Annotated in this window: 20 protein-coding genes; 4 read left to right on the top strand and 16 right to left on the bottom strand. The window is 40.0% G+C overall.

Translation table 11 applies throughout. The features are described 5' to 3' along the window. Positions 1-14: 14 nt before the first annotated feature. The 3 genes from ACPUYX_RS16380 to ACPUYX_RS16370 form a co-directional block, all read right to left on the bottom strand. Positions 15-866, bottom strand: a complete 852-nt coding sequence (locus tag ACPUYX_RS16380) for a DegV family protein (protein ID WP_426380707.1) — start codon at positions 864-866, stop codon at positions 15-17. A gap of 162 nt (positions 867-1,028) precedes the next feature. Then, positions 1,029-1,151 (bottom strand): hypothetical protein, encoded by a 123-nt coding sequence (locus ACPUYX_RS16375; RefSeq protein WP_282432790.1) that lies wholly within the window; start codon positions 1,149-1,151, stop codon positions 1,029-1,031. 104 nt (positions 1,152-1,255) lie between these two features. Then, the gene (locus ACPUYX_RS16370) at positions 1,256-1,669 is read right to left on the bottom strand and encodes an acyl-CoA thioesterase (protein ID WP_426380706.1); all 414 of its coding nucleotides are present in this window, start codon (positions 1,667-1,669) and stop codon (positions 1,256-1,258) included. Between the two features lie 190 nt (positions 1,670-1,859). Here ACPUYX_RS16370 and ACPUYX_RS16365 point away from each other — a divergent pair, with 190 nt between their 5' ends. Next, entirely contained in the window at positions 1,860-2,051 is a 192-nt protein-coding gene (locus tag ACPUYX_RS16365; protein ID WP_242976024.1) for a DUF896 domain-containing protein, read from the top strand. A gap of 227 nt (positions 2,052-2,278) precedes the next feature. Continuing rightward, positions 2,279-2,572 carry a hypothetical protein gene (locus ACPUYX_RS16360; RefSeq protein WP_088227680.1) on the top strand — a complete coding sequence of 98 codons (294 nt, stop codon included), beginning with the start codon at positions 2,279-2,281 and terminating at the stop codon, positions 2,570-2,572. Between the two features lie 156 nt (positions 2,573-2,728). Here ACPUYX_RS16360 and ACPUYX_RS16355 read toward each other — a convergent pair whose 3' ends face one another. From ACPUYX_RS16355 to ACPUYX_RS16315, 9 genes are all read right to left on the bottom strand, one after another. After that, the gene (locus ACPUYX_RS16355; RefSeq protein ID WP_426380705.1) at positions 2,729-3,478 is read right to left on the bottom strand and encodes a DeoR/GlpR family DNA-binding transcription regulator; all 750 of its coding nucleotides are present in this window, start codon (positions 3,476-3,478) and stop codon (positions 2,729-2,731) included. 30 nt (positions 3,479-3,508) lie between these two features. Next, entirely contained in the window at positions 3,509-5,242 is a 1,734-nt protein-coding gene (pyk, locus tag ACPUYX_RS16350; protein ID WP_426380704.1) for a pyruvate kinase, read from the bottom strand. Between the two features lie 17 nt (positions 5,243-5,259). After that, positions 5,260-6,273, bottom strand: a complete 1,014-nt coding sequence (gene gap / locus ACPUYX_RS16345; protein WP_426380703.1) for a type I glyceraldehyde-3-phosphate dehydrogenase — start codon at positions 6,271-6,273, stop codon at positions 5,260-5,262. A gap of 432 nt (positions 6,274-6,705) precedes the next feature. Further along, the gene (locus tag ACPUYX_RS16340) at positions 6,706-7,884 is read right to left on the bottom strand and encodes an acetyl-CoA C-acetyltransferase (protein ID WP_426380702.1); all 1,179 of its coding nucleotides are present in this window, start codon (positions 7,882-7,884) and stop codon (positions 6,706-6,708) included. Positions 7,885-7,930: 46 nt separating this feature from the next. Then, positions 7,931-9,073 carry an acyl-CoA dehydrogenase gene (locus tag ACPUYX_RS16335; RefSeq protein ID WP_047808106.1) on the bottom strand — a complete coding sequence of 381 codons (1,143 nt, stop codon included), beginning with the start codon at positions 9,071-9,073 and terminating at the stop codon, positions 7,931-7,933. A gap of 28 nt (positions 9,074-9,101) precedes the next feature. Further along, positions 9,102-9,884: a short-chain-enoyl-CoA hydratase gene (locus ACPUYX_RS16330; protein ID WP_426380701.1), complete on the bottom strand. Its 783-nt coding sequence runs from the start codon at positions 9,882-9,884 to the stop codon at positions 9,102-9,104. A gap of 98 nt (positions 9,885-9,982) precedes the next feature. After that, positions 9,983-10,828, bottom strand: coding sequence for a 3-hydroxybutyryl-CoA dehydrogenase (locus ACPUYX_RS16325; RefSeq protein ID WP_426380700.1), 846 nt, complete (start codon positions 10,826-10,828; stop codon positions 9,983-9,985). A gap of 367 nt (positions 10,829-11,195) precedes the next feature. Then, positions 11,196-12,926 carry a sigma 54-interacting transcriptional regulator gene (locus tag ACPUYX_RS16320; RefSeq protein WP_426380699.1) on the bottom strand — a complete coding sequence of 577 codons (1,731 nt, stop codon included), beginning with the start codon at positions 12,924-12,926 and terminating at the stop codon, positions 11,196-11,198. A gap of 178 nt (positions 12,927-13,104) precedes the next feature. Next, positions 13,105-13,227 carry a hypothetical protein gene (locus ACPUYX_RS16315; protein ID WP_426380698.1) on the bottom strand — a complete coding sequence of 41 codons (123 nt, stop codon included), beginning with the start codon at positions 13,225-13,227 and terminating at the stop codon, positions 13,105-13,107. 233 nt (positions 13,228-13,460) lie between these two features. Here ACPUYX_RS16315 and ACPUYX_RS16310 point away from each other — a divergent pair, with 233 nt between their 5' ends. Next, positions 13,461-14,177 (top strand): Crp/Fnr family transcriptional regulator, encoded by a 717-nt coding sequence (locus ACPUYX_RS16310; protein ID WP_426380697.1) that lies wholly within the window; start codon positions 13,461-13,463, stop codon positions 14,175-14,177. On the opposite strand, the gene ACPUYX_RS16305 is transcribed toward ACPUYX_RS16310, so the two are convergent. The 4 genes from ACPUYX_RS16305 to ACPUYX_RS16290 all read right to left on the bottom strand — a co-directional run bounded on the left by ACPUYX_RS16305 (position 14,101) and on the right by ACPUYX_RS16290 (position 17,751). Continuing rightward, entirely contained in the window at positions 14,101-14,778 is a 678-nt protein-coding gene (locus tag ACPUYX_RS16305) for a 4Fe-4S dicluster domain-containing protein (protein ID WP_426380696.1), read from the bottom strand. The two genes, ACPUYX_RS16310 and ACPUYX_RS16305, sit on opposite strands and share 77 nt — an antisense overlap. A 532-nt stretch (positions 14,779-15,310) precedes the next feature. Beyond that, a complete protein-coding gene (gene phoU, locus ACPUYX_RS16300; protein WP_426380695.1) occupies positions 15,311-15,970 on the bottom strand; it encodes a phosphate signaling complex protein PhoU in 660 nt (219 codons plus the stop codon). A gap of 408 nt (positions 15,971-16,378) precedes the next feature. Continuing rightward, positions 16,379-16,795 (bottom strand): CBS domain-containing protein, encoded by a 417-nt coding sequence (locus ACPUYX_RS16295; protein WP_426380694.1) that lies wholly within the window; start codon positions 16,793-16,795, stop codon positions 16,379-16,381. 182 nt (positions 16,796-16,977) lie between these two features. Then, positions 16,978-17,751, bottom strand: coding sequence for a hypothetical protein (locus ACPUYX_RS16290; RefSeq protein WP_426380693.1), 774 nt, complete (start codon positions 17,749-17,751; stop codon positions 16,978-16,980). A gap of 688 nt (positions 17,752-18,439) precedes the next feature. Here ACPUYX_RS16290 and ACPUYX_RS16285 point away from each other — a divergent pair. Beyond that, on the top strand, positions 18,440-19,625 hold a 1,186-nt coding region (locus ACPUYX_RS16285), incomplete at its 3' end, for a 4Fe-4S dicluster domain-containing protein (protein ID WP_426380692.1).

Genomic DNA, 19,625 nt, shown 5'->3' with positions numbered 1-19,625 from the left:
GCCTCCTATTCTTGCTATACTTTACGCTGATAAAAAAGTGCGAGAGTGCCCGGCCCTGTATGACTGCCGACAACACAGCCAATATCACTGATCCAAATATCTTTTACTGCGACGCGCTCCCGGATTTCTCGTGCAAGAATCAATGCTTCTTCATAACATGCAGAGTGAGAAATACCGATGATTTGTTCTTCCGGATGATCAATTTCCTCTTCTAGCACCTCAGCCAACTTACGGATTGCTGCTCGCCTGGAACGAACTTTTGCAAAGGGCTCAATTTTCCCTTCCGAGGTCATGTGTAAAACTGGTTTGACATCGAGTAAGCTACCCAGGAATCCAGCAGTCTTACTCACTCTACCCCCTTTAACCAAATACTCCAGGGTATCTAATGTAAAAATATATCGCATCTTAGCTCGAATATCAAGGATCTCCGCCTCCGCATCCTTCCAGCTTGTTGCTGAGGCCAAAACTTGTTGAGCAGAAATGGCCAATAAACCATAGCCAAAGGAAGCTCCCAGGCTATCTATTATATGAACTCGCTCAGGAGCCGATGTTGTTTCGGCAATGATTTGAGCGGTAGCAAAGGTAGAACTGAGGCCTGATGAAAGATGAATCGCCACCACATCGCAGCCCTCAGATAACCATCGTTCATAATGCTCCAAGAGAGTATTGGGATTAGGCTGAGAAGTTTTCGGCAATTCTTTGTAGCGGTGATATTCAGAATAAAAATCCTGAGTGTTAAGATTAACTCCTTCAAGATAAGTATTGCCATCTATAGTAACCGGCATGGGAACCGTCTCGATACCGGCTGCAATTGCGCGGTCTAAAGGGATATCCGAGGCACTATCGACAAGAATTTTGAAGGGCATAATATTACCTCCCTAACGAAGACGATACCATTATTATAATTCGATGTGGGACAATATTATCCCTGCACGCTTAAAAAAATAAATGTCCATGCTTATAAGCAATGGACACTTAAGTCTATAATAATATATCAGTGGGTTATATCTGATCCGCGGACTTACATACTACGATGCCAAATTTTGAATAATTGCGTGTTGCCCAATAATGGCCATCAATTGTGGAAGATCCTGCTTCTTAACCAACCGATAGTTTACTTCTTCGCCTTCAATCCATGTTACAAGAAACATAGAATCCCCTTCTCTCAATTGTATTATGGATTATGTATACATAATACCATAATACAAAACAGAAAACAAGGTTCGCCTGTGATCTGAAATGTCATAATGTCACGTCAGTTTTTCTTAACAAGCAATTGAATCTGAGTCCATAATTCGGTATTTCGAATATCCGTATGCCGGCCCTCTTTATTAATAAAAAGATGGGCTGTTTTTCCTTGGGCTAGAAGCGTATTATCCCGATATATCTCATATAAAAACGTTACAGAACGCGATGTGATTTTCTCAATGGTCGTAATTATTTCCAGTTCATCATCATAATGAGCAGGTTTTCGGTATCGACAATTGGCCTCTATTACTGCTAACGAAAATCCTTGCTCCTCAAACTTTGTATAAGGGAGGTTTAAATCCCGAAAAAATTCGGAACGACCAACCTCAAACCATATAAGATAGTTTGCATGATAGACAATTCCCATTTGGTCCGTTTCAGCGTAACGAACTCGCAGTCGACTTTTGCCTGATAATCCCATTTCTACACCTCCTTAAACATGTTCAAGCAATTTAATTTCTTCTACATTTTTCACCTTCCTAGTTATTAGGTAAACATAGTTTGGTGAACAACTGAATTGTTAACTCAGTTATGAATCTGTCATTATTGTATTCAACATGTTATAATAAACTATTATGATGTCAGTATTCCGAATGGAAGGGGAACTTTTTTTGAGCACACCAATTAACATCTTGATTCAACGAATTAATGAACTCTCCAAAAAGCAAAGGTCCGAAGGCCTGGAAGATTGGGAAAAGGCGGAACAAGAAGTCCTTCGGCAAGAATATTTGTCGTTTATCCGGGGCCAAGTTAAAGAGACTTTAAGCAAAGTCAAGTTTGTTGATAATGAAACCCTCCAATAATAATAACCGAATAACAAATTCGGTTGATTATTTTAATGCTCTTCTGAAGGCTAGTCAACGTGCTGTTTGTTCATTATAGGAACGCAGCATGTTTTTTAATTTCTCCAAATTAGTTTGTTTGATTAGTTTGTTCGACAAAAAACTAAAAATACCTTTTCAGCGTATTTTTTAAATCGTTTGGCAAATACTAATTGTGTTCAAACGTTTTAAAAAGGAGGAGGATCCTTTTGCCGGAGCGAATTCTGAAATTTGGGGGCGTTAAAATCCGCAATCTCGTCCCCCCTGTAAAAATAAATCGTTTTGTCAATCAATTACCCTTAGACAAACGAGATTCTCTCTTCGAAATTGCAACTGAATTACAAAACGCAGGAATGATTGATGTCTTAAATTCCCGTTCACAAAGTACGATGGATAAAGATACTATTGATGACCAAATGACCAATACCGGTAATTTTGCTCACGACCTATCTAGTTTTAAGCGACATATTAATGAAAAAGACTCTTTGAATCTTCCGAAGTGAACTCGTTCAGCTAAGCTGACCAACCACTCCTACTTGTAGAAAATCACTAGCTTTGAAAATTCCGCACCAACTTAATGTTAGTGCGGAATTTTTTGTGTTCACTAAAGGATTAAGCCACTGACTATAATTAAAAAACTGCAACTATGATGAGGTGAGTTAGGCAAGAAGGACCTTAACTCCCATAGAAATTAATTTATCCCTAGTAGCTTCCTCTAGACCGGAATCAGTTACTAACGTCTGAATACTGTCCCAGCGCGCAAACGTATGAAAATAGATCTGGCCAATCTTTGCACTGTGCGCGACAAGAATGACCTCTTTCGCCACTTTAAGCATTTCTTGTTTAACTTCTGATTCAAGCATATTAGCAGTTGATAAACCACGTTCAATGGCAACACCCGTTGCTCCCAAAAATAATTTATCGGCATTAAAGCCTTTCAGGACAGATCGTGTCATTGGTCCAACAAGAGCAAAGTTTTTACCCTGAACTTCCCCTCCAGTTAGTAAAACGGTAATCTCATTTCGGTTTCCTAAAACACCTGCAATGGGTATTGAATTAGTTATCACAGTGCATTTAGTCGTTAAAGCTTGAGCTACACCCAGCGTTGTAGTTCCTGCATCCAATATCACCGAATCCCCTTCGGCAATTAGAGTTGCGGCTAAATGTCCGATCCTAGCCTTCTCACGCTCCGCTTCTCCCATACTCATCATCAAAATTTCCGTTGGTAGAACTGGAGGATAGATCGCTCGTCCATGTTCGCGCTGAATCAGACCCAGAGCGGCCAGGTTTTTAAGGTCTCGCCGAATTGTCATTTCCGAAACATTAAACCGCTTCGCCAATTCGGTGACAGTTAAATTGCCATGCTCTTGGAGTAACCACTGAATTTCATCCTGCCTTTCAGAACTCACGATCTCCCTCCTCTCTGTTTGTAAAGTTGTTTAAAGAATGCTCATTGAACCTTCGTATAAGATACCTGTAAGTGCATCAACGGTCACCAACTGCCCATTCGTTACTTTTGAAAAGGCCTCTCCTGCGCCAACAATTGCAGGTATCCCATACTGCAACGCTGCAATGGCCGCATGGGAAGTTAATCCACCTTCTCTAACTACAAGTGCGCCTGCACGAGCAATCAGTGGAACGAAGCTGGCATCAGTACTTTCGGCAATCAAAATGTCTCCTTGATTGAAGTTATCCTGAGTAGGATTGTTAATCTTTTGCGCCAAACCAGTATATGATTTTCGCCCGATACCGGTCCCTTTAGAAAGAATGTTCCCAATAATCTGGACCTTAATCATATTGGTAGAACCAACTTTACCGATTGGTACACCCGCAGTAATGACCACAACGTCCCCCGAGGAAATATAATTCATGGCTAGGGCACTATTCACGGCTACAGACAGCATTTGGTCTGTTCCCGAACTTTCAGGGACTACAAGAGGTTGAACCCCCCATTGGAGTGACAGCTTTCTTGCGGTAGCAGAAAATGGTGCAGCCGCAACGATCAAAGCTTTAGGACGATATTTTGAAATCATTTTCGCCGTCAAGCCTGAATGGGTTGGCGTCAGAATAGCTGCGGCATCAAGATCCTTGGCAATATTATACGTTGCATAACTTATTGCTTCAGCAACATTTAACTGTGGATGGCGCTTAGCTTGACTTTCCAAAAATGTCTTTTCTGTGCGGCGCGCAATCTTATCCATCATCTGCACAGCCTGGATCGGAAATTGCCCTGCGGCTGTTTCACCCGATAACATAATGGCATCAGTTCCGTCCCAAATAGCATTAGCAACATCACTGGCCTCTGCACGCGTTGGCCGAGGCTGCCGAATCATTGAGTCCAGCATTTGGGTAGCTACGATTACCGGTTTCCCCATGAGGTTACATTTAGAGATCATTTCTTTTTGACAAATAGGAACTTCCTCGACGGGGATTTCAACCCCTAAGTCTCCACGGGCAACCATTAATCCATCTGCAACTTCTAAGATTGAATCTAAATTCGTGATGCCCTCTTGGCTTTCTATTTTAGCAATAATATGAACTTCCGCACCCATTTCTTCGACAATTCTGCGCACATCCAAAATATCCACAGCCTTTTGGGTGAAGGATGCCGCAATGAAATCAATTCCTTGCGAAACGCCAAAGCGGATGTCATCAATATCTTTTTCGGTTACTGCCGGTAAATCGACATGGATACCGGGAACATTAACACCTTTTTGAGATTTTAGAATCCCACCGTTACGGACGATGGTCCGGATTTTTTCTTGTTCAACCGAACTCACCTCGAGATCAAGTTGACCATCATCTATTAAAACATGGGTCCCAGAATTAACACTTTGCCACAAAGTTTTATGAGTAATACCTACCCGTTCTTGATTCCCCAAGCTGAGATCCGTATCAAGTGTAAAACTCATGCCATTTTCTAGTCTAATTCCCTCACTCGGAACCATTCCCGTACGAATTTCCGGACCTTTTGTATCGAGAAGAATTCCTAAATGCTTGCCGATTTTAGCTGCTTCTTCTTTTAAAACCGCAATTCGTCGTCCATGTTCCTCATGGGTTCCATGGGAAAAATTCAATCGCGCTACATCCATCCCCGCAGCTAAAAGGGCTTGAACATTTTCTCTGGATTCACTTGCCGGGCCTATCGTGCAGACAATTTTAGTCCTTCGCATTATTTAATTCCTCCTGATTACAGACCTTTCGCAACAATCAGTTTAACCAAATCGACAACACGGTTGGAATAGCCCCATTCATTGTCATACCAAGATAACACTTTGACCATTCGATCCCCCATCATCATGGTTGATAAGCCATCGACAATCGAGCTTGCCGGGTTTCCATTGAAATCACGCGAGACGAGGGGGAGGTCTGTGTAATCAAGAATACCCTTTAACTCATTATTTGCGGCTTGACGCAAAGCTGCATTAACGTCTTCTTTCGTTGTTGGCTTGCTTAAATTAGCGACAAAATCTACTAAAGAAACATTAGGGGTTGGTACACGAACAGCAAGCCCATTCATTTTACCTTCCAATTCAGGAAGAACAAGAGTTACTGCTTTTGCTGCTCCCGTTGTTGTTGGAATCATGGATTGATAGGCTGCTCTCGATCTGCGCCAATCGGAATGTTCTAAATCTAAAATCCTCTGATCATTGGTTACTGAGTGAGTGGTTGTCATCATTCCTTGCTCGATTCCAAAAGCATTGTATAACACTTTAGCTACCGGGGCAAGACAGTTAGTGGTGCATGATGCATTAGAGATAATATGATGATTTTGAGGATCGTATTTTTCCTCATTAACACCTAAAACGATTGTTATGTCTTCATTTTTTGCTGGCGCGGAGATAACTACTTTTTTAGCCCCTGCAGTAAGATGTTGAGCCGCAGCATCTCGTTTTGTAAAACGTCCTGTTGATTCAATGACAATATCAACACCGAGCTTTGCCCATGGCAAATCTAAAGGATTTCTTTCAGCTAAAATTTCAATGCGTTTTCCATCAATAATCATAGTATTTCCATCAAGGTCCACTGAATTAGGAATAATCCCATGATTAGAGTCATACTTAAATAAATGGGCTAATAAAGCCGGACTTCCCAGGTCATTGATAGCGACTACCTCAAAAGGCAGTGATTGTTGTTTGAGGGCAGCACGAAGTGTTAATCTGCCGATCCGACCGAACCCATTAATAGCCACTCGTAAACTCATTTGTTTTTACCTCCTCTTAATGCTCCAACGTTCATTGTTAGATATACCACATTAACATATTAACAATAATTCTGTGCAAATGAACAAAATCCTGCTAGATAAAATGTTTGTTTACACATTTTTTTGTTTGTATGATTAGGGTTCCCTAAACACAATAAAAACTTGCAAACTATTGTTTGCAAGTTTTTATTTACAAGTTTCCAATCAAATAAGGAAGTGAACTCGTTCAGCTAAAGCAGAACATCGGGGCTTCAGATGGGGACTCTAACCCATCTGAAGTTAACGAAGGACCCACCCACACTTACAAGAAGCGGGGATCTTAAAAACTGGATAAAACGGCTTGTAACATTGGTAAGTTGTTAACAAGCCGTTTTATATAATTTGATTAGTTGTGGTAACCTCTGGCGTTAAAATTTCCTAACGTAATTGTGCCTAACGTTCTACAATTAAAGCAATCCCTTGACCGCCGCCGATACAAAGGGTCGCCAGACCGCGTTTTGAATTTCTGCGTTTCATTTCATGAAGTAAAGTCACTAAAATTCTTGTCCCCGAAGCTCCCACAGGATGCCCCAAGGCTATAGCTCCACCATTGACATTGGTGTTATCCATATTGAGGTTTAATTCTTTTGCTACCTCTAAAGTTTGAGATGCAAAAGCCTCGTTGGCCTCAACGAGGTCAATATCCTCTATCTTCAAGCCGCACTTTTCTAGGGCTTTCCGAGTCGCAGGAATCGGACCTGTGCCCATTATGCGCGGGTCTACCCCAGCCGAACCCCAAGATTTAATGGTTGCTATGGGTGTTAGTCCCAGTTCTAAGGCCTTCTCCTTGGACATAACAACAACTGCTGCTGCACCATCATTGATGCCTGATGCGTTTCCAGCGGTTACAGTCCCTTCCTTTTTAAAGGCGCCGCGTAATTTAGCTACAGACTCATAAGTTGCTCCGAAGCGAGGAAATTCATCCTGGGAAAATACAACCGGGTCTCCCTTACGCTGAGGAATACTTACGGGTACAATCTCTTCATTAAACTTCCCAGCTTTGATTGCCTCTTCCGCTCGGTTTTGACTCGATACAGAATAACGATCCTGTTCTTCGCGTGAAATATCAAATTGCTCAGCTATATTTTCGGCCGTAATTCCCATATGAATATTATGAAATGCATCTGTTAAACCATCATTAATCATAAGATCTACGACATTTGCATTTCCCATTCGATAACCTGTTCGTGCTTTTGGAAGAACATAAGGGGCCAGTGACATGCTCTCCATTCCGCCAGCAATAACTGTATCTGCGTCTCCGGCAATAATTGCTTGAGCTGCACAAACGACTGATTTTATACCCGAACCACAAACTTTATTAAGAGTCCATGAAGGAACTTCCTGGGGAATTCCGGCTTTCATTGCGGCTTGGCGAGCAGGATTTTGTCCTAATCCGCCTTGCAGAACGTTGCCTAAAATGACTTCGTCAACTTGATCAGGGGTGATTCCAGCCCTCTTGATGGCCTCTTTAATAACGATCGCCCCAAGTTCAGCGGCAGGAATTTGTCCTAAAGCGCCGCCAAAAGAACCCACTGGTGTTCGAACTGCGCTAACGATAACAACGTCTTTCATTTAGTCATCTCCTACAACAATATTCGAATATTGAAGGACTAGTATATTATCCTTTAAGGATATGGCTGCTAATAACTACACGTTGAATCTCATTGGTTCCTTCATAAATTTCCGTAATTTTGGCATCGCGCATCATACGCTCAGCGGGATACTCGCGTGTATAACCATATCCACCGTGGAGTTGAACTCCCATGGTGGTCACAGCCATTGCAGTTTCGGAAGCAAACATTTTAGCCATTGCTGATAGCTTGGAAACCGAAACATGGGCATCCGCCATTTTGCAGGCTTTATAAACGAGCAAGCGAGCAGCTTCAATTTGTGTTGCCATATCAGCAAGTTTAAATTGGGTGTTTTGGAATTCTGAAATGGGTTTGCCGAATTGTACACGTTCTTTAACATACTTCATGCATTGTTCATAAGCTCCTTGAGCAATTCCTAAAGCTTGGGAAGCAATTCCGATTCGACCGAAATCAAGGGTCTGCATCGCAATTTTAAATCCTTGGCCTTCTTCACCCAGGAGATTTTCAGCAGGTACATGAACATCTTCAAACACTAGCTCATAGGTTGCTGAAGAACGGATTCCCATCTTCTTCTCTTTTTTACCAAAAGAGAAACCCGGCATTCCCTTTTCAAGAATAAAAGCAGCAATTCCGCGATTTCCTTTGCTCTTATCCATTTGAGCAGTGACAACATAAGTATCGGCATAATAGCCATTAGTAATAAAGATTTTGCTACCATTTATGATATATTCGTCACCTTGACGTACTGCTGTCGTTCTTGTTCCCGAAGCATCGGAACCGGCCATGGGTTCAGTTAAACCAAAGGCACCAAGTTTTTCGCCTGTAGCCAATGGTACAAGATATTTTTTCTTTTGGGCTTCTGTACCAAATTTATAAATGGGGTTGGCACAAAGACTGGAGTGGGCAGAAATCGTAACACCTACTGAGGCATCAACCCGGGAAAGCTCCTCAACAGCGATGGCATAGGAAATATAGTCGGCACCAACACCGCCGTACTCTTCAGGGAAAGTGATACCGGCAAGGCCGAGTTCCCCTGCTTTTTTCCAAATTTCAACGGAGAATTCTTCAGTTTCATCACGATGTTCAGCCCCCGGTGCGCATTCCTTTTCCGCAAAATCACGTACCATTTTCCGCATCATAACGTGGTCTTCAGTTAAATCGAAATTCATAATCTTCAACCTCCAAATTTTTTAATGATTAACGTCCTTCAAAGTTTGGTTTTCGTTTTTCCACAAATGCTGTACAACCCTCTGTTTGGTCCGAAGTACTCATGGTTAAACCGAAAACTTCTGCTTCATAAGCTTGGGCACTGTCTAAATCTAAATTAATTCCTCTTTGAATGGCGCTCTTTGTTAACTGAACGGCCACAGGGGCCCGTCCGGCAATCCGTTGGGCAAGTTTCTGCGCTTCTTCCCTAAGAGACTCTAAAGGATAAACTTTATTGACAAGTCCTATACGGTAAGCTTCCTGAGCATCAATAATATCGCCCGTAAACAATAATTCACTAGCAAGTCCTGTACCCACCAGACGCGGCAATCGTTGAGTACCTCCGAATCCGGCAGTAAGTCCTAAAGTTACTTCCGGTTGCCCAAATTTAGCATTTTCACTGGCGATACGGATGTCGCAGGCCATCGCTAATTCACATCCTCCACCCAAGGCAAAACCATTAACAGCGGCAATTACCGGTTGAGGCAAAAGTTCAAGTTTGCGAAACGTTGCATGACCCAACTGAGCAAAACGACGGCCTTCTAAAGGAGAAAAGTCTTTCATTTGCGAAATATCCGCTCCGGCGATAAATGCCTTTTCACCGCTGCCTGTGACAATAACTACCTTGACGCTGGAATCTCTCCCCAGTTCGTCAAGTGCGGCGGACAGTTCCGACAAGGTGTCGCTGTTTAAGGCATTTAAAGCTTTTGGTCGATTGATCGTTAGAACGGCAATATTACCTTGATGTTGAAGTAAAAGATTTGTGTACTCCACGCTTTGACCTCCTCGTTGTTACAAATCGAAAAATATTCCTACTCATAAAGAGCAGATATCCCTCAAGACTTGTATTAGCCCGTTAGACGGCCTTATGATTACGACTCATATTGGTAGAAGCCCCGGCCAGTCTTCCGTCCCAGCCAACCTGCTTTGACATATTTGCGGAGTAATGGGCATGGACGGTATTTATCTCCAAGTCCTTCATGAAGAACTTCCATGATTGACAAGACAGTATCCAAACCAATCAAATCAGCTAATGCCAAAGGACCCATAGGGTGGTTCATTCCCAGCTTCATAACGTTATCAATGGCTTCAACCGTTGCAATCCCTTCATTAAGTGTAAAAATAGCTTCATTGAGCATGGGAATCAAAATACGGTTAGCAACAAATCCAGGAGCATCATTGACCTCTACCGGCGTTTTACCCATTTTTATACTAAGGTCTTCGATAGTGCTATAAACCTCATTACTAGTTGCTAAACCACGAATAACCTCGACAAGTTTCATTACCGGAACAGGATTCATGAAGTGCATCCCTATCACTTTCTCTGGACGCTTGGTGCAGGCGGCGACTTCAGTGATGGGGAGAGATGAAGTATTTGTCGCAAGAATCGTATGTTCAGGGCAAATAACATCAAGCTGAGAAAATATTTGTACCTTAATAGCCATATTTTCTACTGCAGCTTCAATAACCAAATCTGCTGAAGCTGCGTCTTGTAAAGACGTCGATTTTGTGATTCGGCTCAAAATCCCATCTTTTTCTTCCGCCATTAGCTTACCTTTTTCAACAGATCGATTTAAGTTTTTCTCAATGATTCCAAGACCGCGACTTACAAATTCTTCCTTAATGTCATTTAGAATAACTGAATAACCTGCTTGAGCTGCAACTTGGGCGATCCCGCCACCCATTTGTCCTGCCCCAATAACCATGATAGTTTTCACACATGCTCCTCCTTTTTTCTATTAAAATTTTTACGATCCCGCAGAAATGGGTGATTCCGAATCGCATGAATCTTATTGCAATTTCTGTGCCATTTTACTATTCAATAGATTCAGAATCTTGAACCTCAATGCTGACAAGCCTTCCAATTGTTAGCAATAAAATAATAATCCTTAGCTGCAATTTTAACTGTAAACTTTTGTTGACACATTCTCAAAACCTAGCGACCCTTTTATGATTTATTACGAAATAATCAATGATGTTTACGATGATAGACATGTCTACGTTTGTTTACACATTTGTTTTAAATATTCAGATCATTAAGTCTAAAATGCGACATTAATAGGGAAAATATTTTGTCGATTCAAATTATTTATGAAGATCATGTTTAATTAATTTTTTGTACAATCCTGCTCGCGATAGTCCTAGACTTTTAGCGGCTTGTACTTTATTCCCGTTTGCAGCATCTAAAGCATAAATTAAGGCTTCTTTTTCAACGGCATCTAAGATGCTCTCCAGTGATCCACCCGAAAAATGGCGAGTTTCATTGCCCGCCAAGATCTGCAGATAATTTGGCAAATGTTTTAATTGAACCTCCGAGCCATCAAGCATATTAAAGGCCCTCTCAATAATGTTCTCAAGTTCTCGGACATTCCCAGGCCAGCGATAATTTAAGAAGACATTTCTTGTTTCTTCAGAAATACTTGTAACGGATTGAGCAAACTGCAAATTAAACTTCTTTATAAACGTATCAATCAGAGCATCTAAATCTTCGATCCTGTCTCTAAGGGGAGGAATCGTTAACGTTACCACATTTAAGCGATAATATAAGTCTTCACGAAATTGTTTTTCTCTGATCATTGTTTCCAGATCGCGATTCGTTGCTGCTATGAGTCGAACATGTATTTTTCGAGGCTTATTGCTGCCCAGACGTTCAATTTCACGTTCTTGAAGAACACGCAGCAATTTTACCTGCATAGCCATTTCCATATCTCCGATCTCATCCAAGAACAGGGTACCGCCATCAGCCAGTTCAAATTTTCCGATTTTGCCTCCTTTGCGGGCACCCGTAAAAGCCCCTTCCTCATACCCAAACAATTCCGATTCAAGAAGATTCCCTGGCACAGCCGCACAATTAACTTTTATAAAAGGGCCATCTTTGTTTAGACTTTCCATATGAAGCAATTGGGCAAACAATTCTTTTCCAGTACCGCTTTCGCCTCTTAAAAGTACGGTCGACTCGGATTTAGCAACTCTAAGTGCTATTTGAACTAAGGAAACCATGCGGGGGTTTTTCCCCTTTAGAAGCTCCAAGGCAGAGAAATTCTTTTCTAAAATAGTTTTCTTATAGTAATCAAGTTCCGAGCGTAAAGAATTCACCTTTTTGGTTAAAGCATAAAGTTCGTTCACATCTTTAAATACAACTTTTCCCAAAGCGCCGACTATTTTACCCTCTTGCGTAATAGGAATCCTGCTGGCTATAATTTCATGGCCATTTAAATCATGAATATATCCATGAACAGGTTGCCCTGTTACCAATACGTCTGTGAATTTTGGATTTTCATAAATATCTTGAATATGCTTTCCAATCATTTCCTCAGGAGATTTATTAAAGAAATTGGCGAAAGCTTGATTTGTCATTGTTACAGTTCCCTTTTCATTCACAACAATTAAGCCATCGTAAGCAGTATTTAGAACGACCTCAAGAGTCCGCTGAAGTTGTTTCGTTTTTTCATGTTCAATTACCATGTTGTCAATTAGATTTTGGAGGACTGTAATATCTTGAAAAACTGCAACAGCGCCTACCAATTCACCATGGATGTAAATAGGAGTGCGATTACTTAATAAAACCTTATTATTCATGGTCAGCTGCTGACCCAACTCAGCGATTCCCTTTTCAAATACTCTCAACAACCCTGTTCCAGGGAAATATGTTGTAATCGATTGCCCAACAAGGTCTCGATCCGGAGTTTGTAAAATATTATAGACAGCCCTATTGGCATATATTATTTGCCCTCCTAAATTAATGGCAATTATAGCATTGCTTGTATTATCGAGTATTTTTTCTATTGGAATTGTGCCAGGCTGTTCCTCCAGCATAGTTGAGAACCCCCCTGAAATTTCTGTATAATCAATCTTATTCGACAAAGATCAAGGGAAATCCTTCTGCCATGGTATGAAGCCTATCTCAGAAAGAGGCTGATTTTCAAATGTTTAATGATCAAATTAGTCCCCTAAAACAAGATTGAGGAGTGCATCTACACACTCCTCAATCTTGTTAACTGTTATTGGGTATTGATCTTTGAATATTTCGTTCTTTTTGAGTATCATATTCGGTATAGTGGGGATCAGATTTGGTAACAGGAGATTTGGGACGTGAGACTTTTTTGTGCGTACCCATATTCATCCTCCCTTTTAGCAAAAATTATGACCCTATATAGTTTTTCCTAGAAACTGAAACTTATCCGAACATCAAAATTATCATCTATGTGCTTAAATAATTGATTATTATATGAAATTCTATTCTATATTATGATTCTCTTAAGGCTATAACTTATGATCCTTTTTAGGCTATAATGAAACTATAAATAGCGAAACTATTATTTTAGATTAATTCCTAAGAGGAGGTATGACGTGTTAAACGAAACGCAAATAAAAGAACTATTAACAGATACACCCTTTGCTGCCATGCCTGATGACATCATCGATTTTTGCCTAACCCATGGACGTACGCGGCTTTATGGCCCAAAACAATATCTTTATTTTCCCGGTGATGAAGGAAACACCCTATATTTTCTTTTATCCGGAAGAATCAGGTTATATTTAATGGGAGAATTCAATGAAAAAATCATTCGCGTTTTGAGCCCCCCGGTTTTCTTTCCCGAAATCGTTTTAGACGGAAGGCCATATCCTCATGCCGCACTTTCGATGGAAGAAACTGAAGTTTTAGCTTTAAATCGTGATACTCTAATACACTTCATTGAAAGGAACCCTTCTTCTCTTTGGGGGTTTTATAAAATGTTAGCATTGGATTTGCGTCGTTCCTACAGACAAATCAGAAATTTATCCATCGGTGATGCTCGCTTACGTTTAGGTGCCAAACTCTATGCCCTGGCCCATGTTCATGGCCAGCAGACCCCCAAAGGAGTATTGATTACGATCCCTTTATCAGCCACGGAACTTGCCGGAATGTGCAGTTTGGCCAGAGAATCCGTCAGTCGTATTTTGAGTGAATTAAAGGATTCGAATTTAATAGAAATTGAGAAAAAAAACGTCACAGTTTCTGATCCTCAGAAATTAAGCCAGTGGATACATGACCGCTCTGCGCGTTCTCATTCTTCTTCAGAGTAAGATCAATAGATTCCAAAAAATGGGTTAGGCGCTCTTGCTGATGTCCCTGAGCGATGTATTGCTGCAATGCTTCGGAAATCCAAGACACTACCTCTTCATCGTTTTTGACCTGACCGGCCAACTTAGCAAATTGTGGGTGACGTCCAACCCGCCCGCCATAACGTATGGTCCATCCCTGTTGACCGACGGACAGAGTACCCGTCGGACAAATTCTTAGGCAATCTCCGCACGAAATACAGCTTGACCAATTAATAATAATTTCCCGGTTAATCCTTTGTATTGCCTTCTCTAAGCATGCACTGACACAAGCATTACACTCTGCACACTGTTTTTGCGTAATTTGGGGAACAACATACCCGGATATGCCAAAATCCTTTATATCTGGTTGTGAGCACCCATTGGGGCATCCAGCTATACTAATTTTCGGCATATGATGATAGTGAATAGGATTTATTTTTTGAGAAAGTTCTTGGAGAAGATTTATGCCATTTAGTTTGTTAACCATTGTTTCATAAAGATTTTGCCAATTACAAGCAGATTTTGGGCAATTCGGACGGCAATGTTCCAGCTGAAACCCATTCTGCTGCACATTTTGCTGCATGAAGTTTTCCTCCAGAGAAAAGTAAGTGTTCAAGTTTATCTTTACCCGATCTGCTGATAGTTTAACAGATTAATGTGTTTGTTGATGTGGTTTTAATCACAATCTCCCATTAATATTTCAATAATTTATCTTAGAATCTCAGAACTTCCTCAAGAATTATGAATTCCTAGGGGCCGTAGCATAATGAATATCTATCCGTCTTTTCTTTATAAGTAAACTCGTTCAGCTAAAGCTGAACATCGGGTCTTCAGATACAATAATGTCCAGTGGCCATTATGGCCGAGCCGCCTTTCCCAATAAGAATACTTAGCTGCGAAGGAGGACTCTACCCCACCTGAAGTTAACGAAAGACCCACCCCCACTTATAGATGTGGGGGTCTTAAAAACTGGATAAAACCCTGCATATAAGTGGATTTGAACCACTATTTATGCAGGGTTTTGTATAATGAGGGGCGTTTATGCATTTTGCAACAACCCCTAAAATTTTCTTCGATTTGTTATTATTTGTTCTCCCTTGTTCTACTCTTGGATGTTAATCATTCAAATTAACTCGTTTTCCGGAACAGAGATAGATAATTTCCTCTGAGACATTAGTACAATAATCCCCCAGTCGTTCTAAAAACCTGCAGGCAAAAAGCAGGTAATTAGCTTGCTGAACCTGATGAGGTTTTGTCATCATAATAACTTTTAACTCATCAAAAACTCGAGAATATATTTTATCCACATCATCATCCATTATAGCCATAGAAGCTGCAGCGTCGCAGTCTTCTTGGACATAGGCTTTAAGGCCAAGTTCAAGCATTTCTTTTACCGTATCGCTCATTCGAGGAATATCTATTAACGGCTTGATCAATGATTCTTGACCTATTCTGTGGGTTAACTTTGCCAGATCAACAGACAAATCGCCCATTCTTTCCAGATATATAGAAATTTTTAAACCTGCTACAACTTTACGCAAATCACGGGCAAACGGTTGTTGGGTCGCAATCAAACGAATACAGTTTTCTTCAATAATTGCTTGCAGATCATTAACTACGGAATCGCCGGTTATTATAGTATTGGCTAAATCTAAGTCTTGATCAATTAAAGACTTTACCGCTAAGCCAATTCGTTCATCCACCATTTTCCCTAGATCAAGGATGTTTAGGCGCAAATCTTCCAGATCTTGATCGAATTTTTGACGCGTTGGCATTTTCCAGCCCCCTCTCCCTCTAAAATTGCCTTATTATTATATGTCTAACATTCAGATTTTAAGTATTTTAAAGTTATTTCTTTGTGTTATTTCCGTTAATATCAATTCCGTAACTCTGGTTTGCCAAAACCTCCTTATATTTATATGTTATTTGAATACCTAAACTCAGTTGCAAAGTTAGTTTATATACTAAGTTTAGCATCTCAATTTGTGATTGAAAAATCTGTCTTTCAGATTGCAAACACTTTTCTCTACCGTACTCATCCTATAAAAATTTGCATTTTTCATCGAAGTTCAATGCCTAAAGAGACAATGTCATGGGAATAATTTGAAACAAAAAGCCACGATAACCGTGGCCTTGCTCAGATATGCCGTATGAATACGTATTAAATACTATTTGCTAACCGGTTACTCCACCTTTCGTTGGAGCAATAACTGAGAGCAATATTCGATCATCTCGCGTCGCCTCACAATTCCAATGAACGTTTGTTGGTCATCAACAACAGGAACAAAATTTTGTACGACTGCCCGAGAAATCAAATCCTCTATTTGGGCATCAATAGTTACAGGCAAATTTTGCACATGTTGTTCCACGTCACTTAAATAAATGTCTTCCGTATTATGAAAGGTTAAACCAGGAGTGTTTTTTAGCTTCCAAAGCAAATCTCCTTCGGTGATGGTTCCGATATATTTTCCATCATTATTGATAAGAGGGACCGCCGAATAACTATGATACTCCATCCTTTCCAAAGCTTGGCGCATTGTCGCATTTTCTTTTAAATAGACTATATCCTTCTTAGGTATAAGAAAAAAAGCTACATTCATATATAATCTACGCTCCGTTAATAAAATCGTGGAAGGTTTACTATATTCAATAAGGAATAATCAATCCGTTTAAAATCCTAAACGTTTATGAATCTATTTATTATTATAGATAAACCCTTTCCAAAAGAAAAGATAAATCCAGCAACTAATACATTATACTTTAAATGGTTATAAATACAAAACTAAAAATGTTTACTAAAACGGTTTAATAAGTTTACTAAACTCTCCGGAGTAAATTGCAAAAGAGTTGGCTTAGTGGAAGAGGATTCTGGCAAAGGCTTGGCTCCCGTAGTTTGGGGAGGTACCACAGCCCTGACAAAAATTGTTGCTAGTAATTCTAAAATAAGCATCGGTAACGCTCCGCGTAATCCTGGAAAGGTTACAATCGGCAATATCAGAAAAACAGTAGGGCCATAAGGGTTGGTTACAAAATCCCCCCAAACTGTCAAAGCGAAAACAACTGGGGCTTCAGGCGTTTCTAAAGTCCCGGAAGTTACATCCCCTTGTAAGTTCATTGGTTGACTATTTAAAGGCTGAGCCACTGAAGACTGAATAGAGTTGCTGGACACAGATGCCAGGAAATCTTGCAAATCGCCGGTTGACATTCGAACAGTTTGCTCTGGAGAGATAACAGTACCAGGTTTAATTGTGCTTAATTCTAGTCCGAACAAACGATTAGCTAAAAATAGAAAGAGCTGAGCAGCAATTAGAATACCAAGTGATGCAAATACTTTTCCAGTTAATAATGGTTGAAGGAAAAAGAGAGAAGGACTTCCCGGCAAGGAACTAACTGGAGAAAAAATAGAGATTCCAAAATTCAAGGGTTCTTTTGAAGAATTAACAACACTTGCCAATGGTTCAAAAGCATTCGACATTGCCAAAGGTTTATCAAATGAGGGCGCAAATGTTTTTTGAATAATTTGGTCTGGAGGAAACGTCGAATAATTGTCGCTCATAATCTTACTCCTCTCCTAACATAAATTATGAACGATCTATAAAAAAGGTAACTTTATTGATTGGGAACTTTTTTGTTCACCCATTGCGATGTCTCCTTGTAAATCATTAAATTATTGCAATTGAATAAAACTGCCAATACAACTTAATTATGATGCAAGTCCAATCTTAATGGTGATATAGGTATTTATTATGGATTAAGAAAATTTTATTTATTGAATTTAAGCATAAATTGCCTCCAAACTCTTCAACTCCATTCTTACAAGAAAAATATTTGCTTAAAGTACTCTAAAACGTTTATTCAATGGCATATAGTAGTATAATTCGACATTTAGCATCCATATATTAAATTAATATTGAGCATGTTGACATAATACGACCTCAATGATAGTCTTTGACTATAAAGAAAACGCAGGTGTATTATTAGTAATTTCTTAAATGAAATTACTGAATAATTGCTAAACGTTTCGAGGTTATTTTTTATGCTTTAAGTGTAAAGATTCACAATAAAAGTGAATTATTTCACTTGTTGGACTTTTCTAAATATTATTATTTAAAGGAGTGGATAGGACAGGAGCATAGTGGAAGTTTGACACCAGATCCTAGTCATAGGGCTGCACAAGTTTTTAAGTGTTGTAGTTTCCTAATCCTCGGCAATGCTGAGAGTTTATTTAAATTGGAGGGAGTTAAATGCGTTTAAGTTGGCTAATAGTTTTCTTAATCATGGCTGCCGTTGCAGTCGCAGCTTTTAGTACTGCCCTAAAGAAAAAGATAAGTATTTTGTCTTTAGGGGCTAAAGTAAAGGAAGAAAGATTCGAAAACCCTCAAAAACGTTTTATGAATTTTGTATCCTTAGTCTTAGGTCAAAGTAAAATTATCAGTGAACCTTATGGATTTATTCATTTTTTCATTTTCTGGGGATTTATTTTTATTTGTTTAGGCGAATTACCATTAATATTTGAAGGGATTTTCCCTGCCTATTCTTTTCCCCTTCTAGGTACAAACCCGTATTTTTATATGCTTAAAGATATCTTAACGTTGTTAGTGACCATCGGCTTAATCATTAGTTCTATTAGACGATGGATCTTTAAGCCAGCTCAACTCTATCGTTCTAAAGAAGCAGCAATTATTGTTTTACTAGTTATCGGAGTCATAGTGACTGAATGGATTTCCAGCGGCGCTAAAGTTGCTCTCGAGCCAAAAAGCGCTTACGCTCTTGCAATTATGTATCATACCTTCGCCTCCCTCTTTAAAGGACTCAGTCCTGATACATTGGTCGGTATTCAAACATCATTTTGGTGGATTCATATGGTTGTCGTCTTTAGTTTTCTGGTTTATATTCCGAATTCCAAACACATGCACCTATTAGCTGTTCATCCTAATGTTTATTTATCATCCTTAAAGCCCCTTGGTGCTCAAATTGAGAAGATTGATCTTGAAGATGAAGAACTGACAGAGTTGGGCGTTGCCAGAATAGAAAGCTTTACTTGGAAACAACTGTTAGATTGTTTTGCCTGCGGCGAATGCGGTCGCTGTATGGCCAACTGCCCTGCCAATATTTCCGGTAAACCTCTCAATCCTAAACATTTGTTAAGTCACCAATTAAAAGAACATCTTATGGAAAAAGGAGCAATTCTGAGGGCTAACGGATTAACCTCCACCGGCGACGAAAATGCCGAAGCTTTAGCTGAGATCGCCGAAAAGGACCCGCAAGCTGCTGAGATTCTACAAAAGTCACTGATCGGTGATATTGTTACCGAAGAGGAGATCTGGGCTTGTACTACTTGCATGTCCTGCCAAGTCCAATGTCCTGTTGCCAATGAACATGTTAATAAGATCATTAATTTGCGTCAATCCTTAGTTATGATGGACAGTA

This window comes from Desulfosporosinus sp. SYSU MS00001 (assembly GCF_049943955.1).
GTDB lineage: Bacteria > Bacillota > Desulfitobacteriia > Desulfitobacteriales > Desulfitobacteriaceae > Desulfosporosinus.
The sequence above is the reverse complement of the archived record's forward strand: the minus strand, read 5'-3'. Positions and strand labels throughout refer to the sequence as shown.